This window comes from Sulfitobacter sp. BSw21498 (genome assembly GCF_006064855.1).
Lineage (GTDB): Bacteria > Pseudomonadota > Alphaproteobacteria > Rhodobacterales > Rhodobacteraceae > Sulfitobacter.
Genome location: NZ_CP040753.1, coordinates 2,979,945 through 2,992,311 on the forward strand (window position 1 = coordinate 2,979,945; position 12,367 = coordinate 2,992,311).

Annotated in this window: 11 protein-coding genes and 1 other RNA gene; 5 read left to right on the forward strand and 7 right to left on the reverse strand. The window is 60.1% G+C overall.

What is annotated here, in order from left to right; genetic code table 11:
• Positions 1 to 74: 74 nt before the first annotated feature.
• Both E5180_RS14340 and E5180_RS14345 read right to left on the reverse strand, forming a co-directional pair.
• The gene (locus E5180_RS14340; RefSeq protein WP_138924977.1) at positions 75 to 1,559 is read right to left on the reverse strand and encodes a phosphomannomutase/phosphoglucomutase; all 1,485 of its coding nucleotides are present in this window, start codon (positions 1,557 to 1,559) and stop codon (positions 75 to 77) included.
• Between the two features lie 217 nt (positions 1,560 to 1,776).
• Positions 1,777 to 3,990: an NADP-dependent isocitrate dehydrogenase gene (locus E5180_RS14345; protein ID WP_138924978.1), complete on the reverse strand. Its 2,214-nt coding sequence runs from the start codon at positions 3,988 to 3,990 to the stop codon at positions 1,777 to 1,779.
• Between the two features lie 518 nt (positions 3,991 to 4,508).
• Between E5180_RS14345 and E5180_RS14350 the strand changes: the two genes are divergently transcribed.
• From E5180_RS14350 to E5180_RS14360, 3 genes are read left to right on the forward strand one after another with little or no spacing between them, the layout of a single operon-like run.
• The gene (locus tag E5180_RS14350) at positions 4,509 to 5,180 is read left to right on the forward strand and encodes a TetR/AcrR family transcriptional regulator (protein WP_138924979.1); all 672 of its coding nucleotides are present in this window, start codon (positions 4,509 to 4,511) and stop codon (positions 5,178 to 5,180) included.
• Positions 5,181 to 5,210: 30 nt separating this feature from the next.
• The gene (locus E5180_RS14355; RefSeq protein WP_138924980.1) at positions 5,211 to 5,789 is read left to right on the forward strand and encodes a histidine phosphatase family protein; all 579 of its coding nucleotides are present in this window, start codon (positions 5,211 to 5,213) and stop codon (positions 5,787 to 5,789) included.
• Positions 5,790 to 5,802: 13 nt separating this feature from the next.
• On the forward strand, positions 5,803 to 6,729 hold the full coding sequence (locus tag E5180_RS14360) for a 3-hydroxyacyl-CoA dehydrogenase NAD-binding domain-containing protein (protein ID WP_138924981.1): 927 nt from the start codon (positions 5,803 to 5,805) through the stop codon (positions 6,727 to 6,729).
• A gap of 15 nt (positions 6,730 to 6,744) precedes the next feature.
• Here the strand turns inward: E5180_RS14360 and recR are convergent, their stop codons facing one another.
• From recR to E5180_RS14380, 4 genes are all read right to left on the reverse strand, one after another.
• Positions 6,745 to 7,338, reverse strand: a complete 594-nt coding sequence (recR, locus tag E5180_RS14365) for a recombination mediator RecR (protein ID WP_138924982.1) — start codon at positions 7,336 to 7,338, stop codon at positions 6,745 to 6,747.
• 73 nt (positions 7,339 to 7,411) lie between these two features.
• Entirely contained in the window at positions 7,412 to 7,756 is a 345-nt protein-coding gene (locus E5180_RS14370) for a YbaB/EbfC family nucleoid-associated protein (RefSeq protein WP_138924983.1), read from the reverse strand.
• 102 nt (positions 7,757 to 7,858) lie between these two features.
• A complete protein-coding gene (locus E5180_RS14375) occupies positions 7,859 to 9,607 on the reverse strand; it encodes a DNA polymerase III subunit gamma/tau (protein ID WP_138924984.1) in 1,749 nt (582 codons plus the stop codon).
• Between the two features lie 34 nt (positions 9,608 to 9,641).
• Entirely contained in the window at positions 9,642 to 10,004 is a 363-nt protein-coding gene (locus E5180_RS14380; RefSeq protein WP_093731676.1) for a DUF202 domain-containing protein, read from the reverse strand.
• A gap of 63 nt (positions 10,005 to 10,067) precedes the next feature.
• Between E5180_RS14380 and ypfJ the strand changes: the two genes are divergently transcribed.
• Complete coding sequence (gene ypfJ / locus E5180_RS14385; RefSeq protein ID WP_138924985.1) at positions 10,068 to 10,913, forward strand: KPN_02809 family neutral zinc metallopeptidase; 846 nt, start codon at positions 10,068 to 10,070, stop codon at positions 10,911 to 10,913.
• Positions 10,914 to 11,139: 226 nt separating this feature from the next.
• Here ypfJ and ffs read toward each other — a convergent pair.
• Positions 11,140 to 11,237, reverse strand: an RNA gene (gene ffs / locus E5180_RS14390) — signal recognition particle sRNA small type.
• A 148-nt stretch (positions 11,238 to 11,385) separates the two neighbouring features.
• On the opposite strand from ffs, the gene nudC reads away from it, so the two are divergent.
• A complete protein-coding gene (gene nudC, locus E5180_RS14395; RefSeq protein ID WP_138924986.1) occupies positions 11,386 to 12,357 on the forward strand; it encodes an NAD(+) diphosphatase in 972 nt (323 codons plus the stop codon).
• Positions 12,358 to 12,367: the final 10 nt, after the last annotated feature.

Sequence of the window (12,367 nt, forward strand, 5' to 3'; positions counted from 1 at the left end):
AAAATGTGCCTGCCTTGGGGGCAGACACATCAACATTTACTCAACTTAAGGGGTTCTGGCGAGTCTTGATGCAATCAGAAGGTTTGGTCGTAGTCACCAACGTCAGGCTCTGTCCGGATTATCGAGTCCAGATCGGCAAAGATTGCGCGCAGTTCTTCTTCGGAGTCAGAGCTTTCGCAGACCACCACAAGGTTAGGCGTGTTGGACGATGCACGCACCAGTCCCCAGCTGCCATTATCAAGGATCACCCGCGCACCGTTCACGGCCACGACCTCTTTCACCGGACGACCACCCAGTTCGGTCACGTCTTTCAGCTTGGCGACGATCCGGTCGAGAATGTTGTATTTATCCTCGTCCGACGCATAGGGCGACATGGTGGGCGTAGAGAACGTGTGGGGCAGGGCGCGGCGCAGGTCCGACATCTTCATATCGGGGTTGCGGTCCATCAGTTTGCAGACCTCGACCGCGACGCGCATGCCGCAGTCATAGCCACGCCCGATGGGTTCAGCCAAGAAATAGTGGCCGGATTTTTCAAACCCCGCCAGCGCGCCCAACTGTTTGACCCGCCGTTTCATGTGGCTGTGGCCGGTTTTCCAGTAGTCCGCCGTCGCCCCATTGGCCTTCAACACGGGGTCAGATGCATAAAGCCCGGTTGATTTTACATCGGCGACAAAGGTGCTGTTGGGATAGATCGCGGATAGGTCGCGCGCCATGATGACGCCCATCTTGTCGGCGAAAATCTCTTCGCCCTCATCATCGACGACACCACAGCGGTCACCGTCGCCGTCAAACCCAAGCGCGAAATCCGCACCCGAGGCTTTCACGCTGTCGGACATGTCATGCAACATTTCCATCGCTTCAGGGTTCGGGTTGTAATGCGGGAAGGTGTAATCCAGCGTGTTGTGGCTATCGACGACCTCTACCCCCAGACGGCGGAACAGTTCGGGCGCAAATGCGGCGGCCGTCCCGTTACCGGTGGCGCAGACGACCTTGAGCTTGCGGGTCATTTTGAAATCGCCGACCAGATCATCCAGATAGGCTTCGCGCACGCCGTCGACGAATTCATATTTACCGCCCGCGCGCTGTTCGCCACGCCCTTCCAGCACAATATCGCGCAGCTCTGCCATTTCGTCGGGGCCGTGGGTCAACGGGCGTTCAAAGCCCATCTTAACGCCCGTCCAGCCATTGGGGTTATGCGAGGCCGTGACCATCGCCACCGCGGGCGCATCCAGATGGAATTGCGCGAAATAGGCCATGGGCGATAGGCAGGGGCCGATATCCTTGACGTGAATACCTGCCTGCATCAGGCCTAACATCAGCGCATTCTTGATCGACAGGGAATAGTCGCGGTAATCATTGCCCACCGCGATGACCGGTTCGATCCCGCGCTGTTGCATCTGGGTGCCCAGACCAAGGCCAAGCGCTGTGATCCCGGGCAGGTTGATCGCCTCGGGGTACTGCCAGCGCGCGTCATATTCGCGAAAACCGGTGGGGACGATCATCGGATCGCGCAGAAATTCCCATGTGTTCGGCGTAACTTTGTTCAACGGCTTGGTCATGAAAATATCCTGATCTATCGGCGTTTAAATATTGCTTTCTTCGATAGAAGGATTGCCCGCAGGGATCAACTGACAGCTTGGGCGCGGGACGGTTATTTGCCGAGGGCGCAGCCGGCTGCCCGTCAAACGATCTGCACCGATCGAAAGCGGTCGGATACGAAAACGCCCCGCCCTTTGGTAAAAGGACGGGGCGCAGAGGCCTCGAACAAGGTGACCCTTAGCCGATGATGGCGTTCAACGTGGCCGAGGGGCGCATAACCGCTTCGGTCTTGGCGGGGTCGGAATGGAAGTACCCGCCCAGATCGACCGCTTTGCCCTGAACCTCTGCCAATTCGGTCATGATCTTATCCTCATTCGCGGCCAGCTTTTCCGCGATGGGGGCAAAATGTTCGGCCAATGCGGCGTCGTCGGTCTGGCTTGCCAGCGCCTGTGCCCAGTACAGAGCAAAGTAATAGTGGCTGGCGCGGTTGTCCGGCTCACCTACTTTGCGCGATGGCGATTTATTGTTGTCCAGAATGCCTTGGGTTGCGGCGTCTACCGCTTTGCCCAATATGCCCGCTTTGACGTTGTCCTTCTGGTCCGCGAGGAACTTGAGGCTTTCCCCCAACGCACAGAATTCGCCCAAGCTATCCCACCGCAGGTGGTTTTCTTCAACCAGCTGCTGCACGTGTTTCGGGGCCGAACCACCAGCACCGGTCTCAAACAAGCCACCGCCCTGCATCAGCTTCACGATCGACAACATTTTGGCCGAGGTGCCCAGTTCCAGGATCGGAAACAGGTCGGTCAGATAGTCGCGCAGTACGTTGCCGGTGATCGCGATCGAATTCTCACCCTTGCGGATCGTCTCAAGCGTCTGGCGTGTCGCCTTGGCGGGGGACATGATCTGGAACTTGTCCGCAACGCCCTTGGCTTCAAGGATCGGCGTCACATAGGCGATCAGCTCTGCGTCATGGGCGCGGTCCTCGTCCAGCCAGAAGATCGCCTCGCAGCCTTCGGCTTTTTGACGATCAATGGCCAGCTGTACCCAGTCTTCGATAGGGGCCTTGCGGGCCGACGCCGCGCGCCAGATATCATTCGCCTCGACGGCATGCTCTGAAATCACGTCGCCATTAGCGGCGATCATTTTAACAGTTCCATCAGCCGGAATCTCAAAGGTGGTGGGGTGCGACCCGTATTCCTCGGCTTTTTGCGCCATCAAACCGATGTTTTGCACAGTGCCCGAAGTGGTCGGGTCCAGTGCGCCGGTTTCTTTGAAGTAATTAATGCTTTCTTCATAGACGGGGGCGTATGAATTGTCAGGAATCACGCAGTTGGTGTCGTGTTCCTTGTTATCGGGGCCCCAGCCTTTGCCGCCGGCGCGGATCAGCGCGGGCATGGACGCGTCGATGATTACGTCGGATGGGACGTGCAGGTTGGTGATCCCTTTGTCGGAGTTCACCATATACATCGGCGGGCGTGCATCCATCGCGTCTTTGACGGCTTGGGTGATCTCGGCGTTATCCTTGATGCGGACCATCATGTCGCCGATGCCTGCGTTCGGGTTCACACCCGCCGCCTTCAGCGCGTCATCGTATTTGTCGAACACGGGCTTCAGGTATTCACGCACGGCGTGGCCAAAGATGATCGGGTCAGACACTTTCATCATCGTTGCCTTCATGTGCAACGAAAACAATGTGCCTTCTTTCTGGGTCTCTTCGATCTGCTCGGCCAGAAACTTGTCCAGCGCTTTGGCCGACATATACGTGGTGTCGACGACAGTGCCGGTAGGAAAGCTCACGCCGTCCTTCAACACGGTCTCGGAGCCGTCAGCGCCGACGTGCACGATTTTCGCGGCACCGGCTTGCGCGTCGGTCAGCGTCAGGGATTTCTCGTTCGAAAAGAAATCACCGCCCGACATGGAGGACACTTTTGTCTTGCTGTCCTTGGACCATGTGCCCATCGAATGGGGGTTCGCCATGGCGTATTTCTTGACCGCATTGGCTGCCCGACGGTCAGAGTTACCCTCGCGCAGAACAGGGTTCACAGCCGAGCCCTTGATCGCGTCATAGGCCGCACGGGCTTTCTTTTCGGCATCCGTGCTGGGGGCTTCGGGATAGTCGGGCAGAGCGTAACCCTGACCCTGCAGTTCCTTGACCGCGGCAACCAGCTGCGGCGCCGACGCCGAAATGTTCGGCAGCTTGATGACGTTGGCATCCGGCGTTTTCACCAGATCGCCAAGGATCGCCAGATCATCGGATTGCTGTTGCGCCTCGGTCAGCGCGTCTGGGAAGGCCGCGAGAATACGCCCTGACAGGGAAATATCGCGGGTGCCCACAGAAACGCCCGCCGCATCGGCAAAGCTGCGGATGATCGGCAGCAGCGAATAGCTCGCCAGTTCGGGGGCCTCATCGACCTGTGTGTAAATGATGTCGGGTGTCTGCGTGTCAGCCATGGTATCCAGCCTTTCCTAAAGTTTGGTATGCGATAGTACACTTAGTTTGAAATATCCACCTCCACTGCGCTGCCGGGGCCGTGAAAGTGCACCGCGTGGCGGCGAAGCGCGCAGGGCAACGATCGTGCCATCCCATAGCGCGGGACGCATATATGGAAAACGAATCACTTGTCGGCCCTATGCTGTTAATCAAGTTGAAAGTGTTTTCGGTAACACACGTACAGGTTCGGCGGTTTAGCGTATGCCGTGTCGCTCTGTTCACAGGTTCAACCATCGGGTGCTGGCTCCTTGTGGTATTAGGCGATTCTTTACAATTTCGGGTCGCAAACACATTCAGATATCGCTAAGCGCTGCCAAATTCGCTCTTAACGACCTGAAAAGCGGGGATATTGATAGCGTTTGTAAAAAAACACGATGCGACGCAATAATAAGAGACGCAGGGCATATTCCGATACTGCCAGACTGCGCAGGATGCAGATCAATAGACCATATGACCTGACTGAAGGGGCCGTGCTGTCATGACTGACCGAAGGGAAGACGGGACAAGCAAAGACGGGCGCGTCGCCCGAGGCGAGATTACCCGCGAGCGGGTGCTTGATGCCGCCGAACGTTGCTTTGCCGAACGGGGCTTTGATGCGATCAGCATTCGCCAGATTGCCCGAGAGGCCGACGTGACGCTTGGCGTTGTCGGCTTTCACGGGGGCACGAAACAAGAACTGTTCCTGACCGTTTTGAAACGCCGGGTCGAAACCTTGAATGCGCTGCGTATCTCCAGGCTGTCCGCTTTGAAAGCGACCGAAAGGCTGACGCTGGAAACCCTGATCGACGCCTATGTAACGCCCTACCTCGAAATCGCCTCGCGCGGGGATCCACAATGGCGCGCCTATGCGCAATTGGTGGCGCGGATAGTGTCCGACGAACGCTACTATCTCGAAGCCGGCCCGCTTTATGACCGTGTCGCTTCTGTCTACCTCGACGAGATGGAGCGTCTGCGTCCCGATGCGGGCCGCGAACAGCTTGCCGCGCTGCTGTCGCTGACCGTGGCCTCGATGGTTTCTATCGTCGCGAGCGGCATCCGCATTGCGGGGTTGGCGCAAAGCGAAGTGCCCGACAGTCCCATGGCGTATCGTAATCTGTTGCTTGATTTTTGTGTGGGTGGCGTTCTGCGGGCGCTTGAGCCAAAGTGCTAGAAAGCTCAACACGATAAAAGGCCCGTCATCATGAAATCCTATCCCAAAGTCTGGTTCCTGCGGCACGGTGAAACCGAATGGAACGCAGAGGGAAGGGTGCAGGGCCAAACCGAATCCGTGCTGTCTGAACGGGGCAAGATCCACGCCCAGCAACAAGCTGAACTGATGGCCCCGATCCTTGCGCAGAACCCGCCCTGCATCGTGTCGCCGCTGAAACGGACACGACAAACTGCTGACATCGCGCTGGGCGGGCGGGATTACCAGACCGACGATCGCCTGAAAGAGATTTTCGCCGGCAGCTGGGAGGGACACCTGCGCGCCGATATCTTCAAGACCCTCCCCGAGGGCATCACGCCGCAAAGTCCGCATATGGAATTCTATTGCGCCGCCCCCGATGGCGAAGGCTTTGACGTGTTTCAGGCGCGGGTGAATGCCTTTGTCGACACGCTGACCGAACCCACCGTGATCGTCGCCCACGGGCTTAGCGGGCAGCTTTTGCGCGGTGCGCTTTGTGGCCTTAGCCGCGACGAACTGGGGCAGCTGTCGAACGGTCAGGGGTGCGTCTACGTGCTGGAAAACGGCGCAGAAACGGTGTTGTCGCTTGACTAGGGACGTTTCGGCCGTGGCCCCTTGCTGTGTCGCCATCGTGGGCTGCGGGCTGATCGGGGCAAGCTGGGCGGCCTTGTTCCATCATGCCGGCCACACCGTGCGCGCATGGGATCCCGACACGGGCGCCCGCGACGGGTTTGCCGCCCGCGTGGCGGGGCCTTTGACGCAGCTGCAACAGATCAAGGCGGGTGCCGCACAGCAGGGCGGCCTGACCGTCCACGACAGATTAGAGGACGCTCTTCGAGGCGCGGTACTGATTCAGGAAAACGCGCCCGAAAACATACCGCTGAAACACCGGCTTTATGCCCAGATCGAAGCGGCGGTGCCGCGCGATGTGATCATCGCCTCCAGCACCTCGGCGCACCCGTGGTCGGACCTTGTACCGGGGATGCACTCCCCCGACCGGCTGATCACCGCGCATCCGTTCAACCCGCCGCATCTGGTGCCGTTGGTCGAACTCTATGGCCCTGACCCGAAAGTGGTCGACTGGGCCGAAGCATTCTACCGCGGCCTCGGCTCCGCCCCCGTGCGATTGAAAAAAGACGCGGTAGGGCATATCGCCAACCGTCTGTCGTCGGCCCTATGGCGCGAGGCGGTGCATATCGTTGCCGAAGGCATCGCGGATGTCGACGCGGTGGACATGGCGCTGGTCAACGGGCCGGGGCTGCGCTGGTCGGTCTTGGGGGCGCATATGGCCTATCATCTAGGCGGCGGCGCGGGCGGCATGGCGGGCTATCTGGAACACCTGGGGCCAAGCCAGCAAAAACGCTGGGACAGTTTAGGTTCGCCCACGCTGGACGCCGACACCCGCGCGCGTCTGGTGGAGGGTGTAAATACCGAAGCCGCAGGCCGAAGCATCACCCAGCTCGAGTCAGAGCGCGACGCAGCCCTAATCGAACTTGCGCAGATGCGACAGCGCTTGGCAGGGCAAAAAGATTAGGGCGGGGTCAACGGCCTAGAGCGGCTTGCGCGCCCGCATCGCCGCCGTGATCGTCCCGTCGTCGAGGTAATCAAGCTCGCCGCCGATGGGGACCCCTTGGGCCAGCGACGTCAACCGCACCTGACCTTCCAGCTGGTCGGCGATGTAATGCGCCGTGGTTTGCCCGTCGATGGTGGCGTTGAGCGCCAGAATAACCTCGGATACGGCATCTTCACGCACACGGTCGATCAGACGTGGTATGCGCAATTCCTGCGGGCCAATAGCATCCAGTGCCGACAGCGTGCCGCCCAATACGTGATACCGCCCCTTGAACACGCCGGACCGTTCCATCGCCCATAGATCGGCGACATCTTCGACCACGCAAATCTCGCCATTGGCGCGTTTTTCCGAAGTGCAGATATCGCAGACGTCCGTGGTGCCGACATTGCCGCAGTTGACACATTCACGCGCCGTCGCCGCCACGGTCTGCATCATGTCGGCCAAGGGGGTCAGCAACAGCGCGCGCTTGCGGATCAGATGCAGCACCGCCCGGCGGGCCGAGCGTGGCCCCAATCCGGGCAGGCGCGCCATCAGGTCGATGAGCGCATCAATGTCGCGTGTGCTGCTCATCCGTGGACCCCCATGGCGTTGGTGTGAAAGAGTTTTAATGCCTTCGGCGAGGATTTAACCCCATTGGGAAGGATCAGAACGGCAGCTTCATATCCGCGGGCAGACCCATGCCTTCGGTCAGCTTGCTCATCTCGGACTGGGCGCGATCGGTGGCTTTGCTTTGCGCGTCCTTGATGGCGGCGAGGATCAGGTCTTCGACGACTTCTTTTTCGTCGCCGTTAAAGATCGACGGGTCAATATCCAGCGACTTCAGCTCGCCCTTGGCAGTGCAGGTCGCCTTGACCAGACCGGCGCCGGATTCACCTTCGACGATGATATTGTGCATGTCTTCTTGCAGTTGGGCCATCTTGCCCTGCATCTGCTGCGCGGTCTTCATCATTTTGGCCATGTCACCCATGGCACCCAAACCTTTAAGCATGTGGTCGTCTCCTGTAGCTTTATTTGCTTATGTATATGCGGTCTTTGCCGCGTTCCGACAAGGGGGGCAGGGGCCAGAGAGGCGGCGAAGAGACCGGCAGGCTCAGTCGTCCTCGAAGGGGTCCCATTCGTCTTCGACCTCGGGCAGCGCTTCGGACACAGCGGCGGCGGCGATTTCTTCCGGCGTGCGGATCGACAGGATCTTGGCCCCCGGAAAGCTCGCCATGACGGCCTGCATCAGCGGATGGTTCTCGGCCTGCGATTTCAGCGCGTTTTCCTTGGCGTCGCGGATTTCGGCAATGGTTTTGGCGCTGCTGTCGCCCACGATGGTCACAGCCCAGCGGTTGCCGGTCCACAGTTGCAACCGCGTGCCAAGGCGCTGCGCCAGATCGCGGGGGGCGGTATCTGTTGGGGTGAATTCGATCCGGCCCGGTTGGTAGGCCGCAAGGCGGACCGAGGTCTCGACCTCTACCAGCAGCTTGACGTCACGGTTGCTGCGGATCAGTTCGACCACATGTTCAAAGGTCGGATATTGGGCTAGCGCTGAGGACACGGCCGGTGCAAGTGCTGCCATCGTCGCCCCACCAGAGGGCCCGCCCGACATCTGCTGGCTGCCCATTGCGCCGGTCGATCCACTACCCGAGGGCACCGCGGCACCCCCGCCCGGACCTTGTGGCGGGGCAGGGGGAGGCGTGGCGTTGGCCAGCTTGCGCGCCAGTTCTTCCGGGCTGGGCAGATCGGCGACATGGGTCAAGCGGATCACTGCCATTTCGGCGGCCATCATTGCATTCGGGGCGCTGGCGACTTCGTCCAGTGCCTTCAGCAGCATCTGCCACAGACGGGTCAGGACGCGCATTGGCAAGGTTTCGGCCATGGTCACGCCTCGGGTGCGCTCTTCGGGGGAAACGGTGGGGTCTTCGGCGGCATCGGGGGTGATCTTGACCACGGATACCCAGTGGGTGATCTCGGCCAGATCGCGCAGCACGGCCATCGGGTCGGCCCCATCCGAATACTGGTTGCCCAGCTCGTTCAGCGCGCCTGCCGCATCGCCGCGCAGGATCATATCGAACAGGTCCAGCACCCGCCCGCGGTCCGCCAGCCCCAACATCGCGCGCACCTGCACGGCCGTTGTTTCGCCCGCGCCATGGCTGATCGCCTGATCCAGCAGCGACGTCGCATCGCGCGCCGACCCTTCGGCGGCACGGGTGATCAACGCCAGCGCGTCATCGGCAATCTGTGCATTCTCTGCCGTGGCGATCTTGCGCATCAGCGCGATCATCACCTCGGGTTCAATCCGGCGCAGGTCGAACCGTTGACAACGCGACAGAACGGTCACGGGCACCTTGCGGATTTCGGTCGTCGCAAAAATGAATTTGACGTGCTCGGGCGGTTCTTCCAGCGTTTTCAGCAGCGCGTTGAACGCCCCTGTCGACAGCATGTGCACCTCATCGATGATATAGACTTTGTACCGGGCCGAGGCCGCGCGGTAGTGCACGCTATCAATGATCTCGCGGATGTTGCCGACGCCGGTGTTCGATGCGGCATCCATCTCCATCACGTCGACGTGGCGGCCCTCCATGATGGCGACGCAGTGTTCGCACACGCCGCAGGGGTCCGTCGTTGGCCCGCCGTTGCCGTCCGGCCCGATGCAGTTCATCCCCTTGGCGATGATTCGCGCCGTGGTGGTTTTACCGGTCCCGCGGATGCCGGTCATGATGAATGCCTGCGCGATACGGTCCGCCTCGAACGCGTTTTTCAGCGTGCGTACCATCGCGTCCTGACCGACCAGATCGGTAAAGGTTTCAGGCCGGTATTTGCGGGCCAATACGCGATAGGCAGAGGGTGCTGTCATGACGATCCTGCAAGATTCGATTAAGGCCCTGAACCTAGAGCATCCAAAGGATGCCGCCAACCGCAACCGAGGCAAAGCTGAAAATCACCGCAAGTGTCTTCATCCGCGCATTGGGTTGGGCGTTGGCATGGTGGTCGTTCAGCCGGTCCAGCGTTTTGGTCGCCGCATCATGGGCCGCCCAGAAAATGTAGACCGCCGCCACGACAAAGATCGAGGCCACAGCTTTCGCGGCCCATGTCGGGTCGAAATCCCCAAACACCGCCTTGAGCCCGATCGCCACCGCAAGCGACGCCATGCCGGTGCGCATCCATCCCGCAAAGGTGCGTTCATTCGCCAGGATCGTGCGGTCTTCGGCCCAATCGGTTCGGTTCTCGGCCAGTTCATTGCTTTTATTCATTGAACTATTGTGCGCCTCGCGCGTTACGCTGACAATAATATTTGACATAGCGGGGACAGAATTATGCGGTTGCGTGGCATCAGACGAAGCAAAAACGTAGAGGTGCGCCGCGGCGGGGGCGGTGGGGGCGCCGGTCGTGCGGGCGGTCTGGGGATCGTCGGCGTTCTGGCTGTGCTGGCAATCGGGTATTTTACCGGAATAGACGTATCACCCTTGCTCGGTGGTGGCGGCACGCCGCAAACCCAGCAGGGCGCACCCGTGTCTGAAAGTGACGGCGAAGCCACGCAATTTACTGCACAGGTTCTGGCAACCACAGAAGACGTCTGGGGCGAGATTTTCCCACAGCAGTTGGGCCGTGAATATGTCCCGCCCAAGCTTGTCGTCTTTTCAAACGTGACGCAAAGTGCGTGTGGCGGCGCATCTGGTGCGACGGGCCCGTTTTACTGTCCTGCCGATGAAAAGGCCTATATCGACACGCAATTCTTTGACCTTCTGGCACAGCGCATGGGGGCAGGCGGGGATTTCGCCGCCGCGTATGTCATTGCGCACGAGGTCGCCCACCATGTGCAAAACGAACTGGGTATCCTGCCTCAGGTCGACGCATTGCGCCGCCAGTCCTCCACCGCAGAGGCGAATGCCCTGACGGTCCGGCTTGAACTGATGGCCGATTGTCTGTCCGGCATATGGGCCAAAAACGTCCAGGGTCTGATGGAGCGCGGCGACCTGAACGAGGCATTGAACGCCGCCCGCAAGATCGGCGATGACCATTTGCAACGGCAGGCCGGTCGCGTCCCGCAACCGCATACCTTTACCCATGGCACGTCCGAACAACGCTCAAGCTGGTTCCAGCGCGGGTTTGACAGCGGTCAGGTCGGGCAATGCGATACCTTTGCCGCAGAGCAGCTGTAAGAGCGTTCGCAGGTCTAACGAAAAAATAATCAATATAAACAGCAGGTTAGGTTACCCATGGGTAACCTGATCTGTTGGTTGCAAGCGTGCCGAAATGCCGATGCGCAAATGCACCGGGGCAGGGCGTGGCGTGTGGTAATTTGTTGGTGAACCGGGCTACCCCTCTCGTGCCATCCTTTGGATGACACTGCGGGGCGGCGCGCATTTTGCTGTGCAAAATACGCTGGGGTGAGAGGCTGATAACGACCCAAGTGGGTCTCGTTACGGCTGCTTCCTTCCGGATCTGACCGAGTTGGCGAGGCACCTGCCCGCACCAACCTCTCACCGCCCATATAGTATAGGGCCAAAGAGAGTGCAAGACGGACCCAGAGCCGTTTTTATCCGATGCGTTTTTATTGGGCGCGGGGTCATGCAGCCTTGGCATCGCGGGATTTGGCCAATAGGCATATACCACGCAATCGGGAGGATACGAATGAAGCATGCCGAGACGGTGACTTTCGGAGGGTCCGCACTGGATCGTGCCGGAGAGGTCCGCGCCGACAAAGAGGCCGTGGCAGCATTGCGCGCAGATGATGCCGCCCGGGCTATCCTGTTCTGGCGGGGCAAGGTGTTGGTTGATCCCGCGCGCCCTGCGTCTCTTGTGCGGTTGCCGCTGGATCATCCCGCACTGGCCGATGCCGGTTCCGCCCCGATCTTGCTGGGGCGCGAAGACGGTGCTGCGCGCTTTGCCTATGACCTGTCACCGTGGATGCCGGACGAGATATTCGATCCGCGCCAGCTGGGGTCTTTTGTGGATCAAAGCGAACAGCGCCACCCGATGCTGCCGCCCGAATATGTGTTTGTCGAAATGCGCCAGGTGATGACATGGCTCACCCCGCGCGACGCCGAACTGGCCGCGACGGGCAAGGCGATTTTGGCGTGGCATGAAAGCCACGGCTATTGCGCCCGCTGCGGGTTTGAAACGGTGGTGAACGACGCGGGTTGGCAACGCAATTGCCCCGCTTGCCGCGCCTCGCATTTCCCGCGCACCGATCCGGTTGTGATCATGCTGATTACCCATGGCAACTCTGTCCTGATGGGCCGGTCGCCGGGGTGGCCCGAGGGTATGTTCTCCCTTCTGGCGGGGTTCGTCGAACCGGGTGAAACGCTCGAGGCCGCGGTGCGCCGCGAGGTCTTTGAAGAGGCCGGCGTTCAGGTCGGCGCTGTCAGCTACCTTGCCAGCCAACCTTGGCCGTTTCCCGCATCGCTTATGTTCGGCTGCGCCGGAGAGGCGACCAGCAGCGAGATCACAATCGACCCCAAGGAAATCGAAGCGGCAATGTGGGTCACCAAAGAAGAGATGATGGATGTCTTCGCCGGACAGCACCCCACAATCAAACCGGCCCGCAAAGGGGCGATTGCCCATTTCCTGTTACAAAACTGGCTTGCGGATACGCTGGACTAAAGCAACCTTC

Excerpts from the sequence above, each read along its gene's own strand:
- E5180_RS14340 (WP_138924977.1), bottom strand. The coding sequence starts at position 1,559 with ATGACCAAGCCGTTGAACAAAGTTACGCCGAACACATGGGAATTTCTG.
- E5180_RS14345 (WP_138924978.1), bottom strand. The coding sequence starts at position 3,990 with ATGGCTGACACGCAGACACCCGACATCATTTACACACAGGTCGATGAG.
- E5180_RS14350 (WP_138924979.1), top strand. The coding sequence starts at position 4,509 with ATGACTGACCGAAGGGAAGACGGGACAAGCAAAGACGGGCGCGTCGCC.
- E5180_RS14355 (WP_138924980.1), top strand. The coding sequence starts at position 5,211 with ATGAAATCCTATCCCAAAGTCTGGTTCCTGCGGCACGGTGAAACCGAA.
- recR (WP_138924982.1), bottom strand. The coding sequence starts at position 7,338 with ATGAGCAGCACACGCGACATTGATGCGCTCATCGACCTGATGGCGCGC.
- E5180_RS14370 (WP_138924983.1), bottom strand. The coding sequence starts at position 7,756 with ATGCTTAAAGGTTTGGGTGCCATGGGTGACATGGCCAAAATGATGAAG.
- E5180_RS14375 (WP_138924984.1), bottom strand. The coding sequence starts at position 9,607 with ATGACAGCACCCTCTGCCTATCGCGTATTGGCCCGCAAATACCGGCCT.
- E5180_RS14380 (WP_093731676.1), bottom strand. The coding sequence starts at position 10,004 with ATGAATAAAAGCAATGAACTGGCCGAGAACCGAACCGATTGGGCCGAA.
- ypfJ (WP_138924985.1), top strand. The coding sequence starts at position 10,068 with ATGCGGTTGCGTGGCATCAGACGAAGCAAAAACGTAGAGGTGCGCCGC.
- nudC (WP_138924986.1), top strand. The coding sequence starts at position 11,386 with ATGAAGCATGCCGAGACGGTGACTTTCGGAGGGTCCGCACTGGATCGT.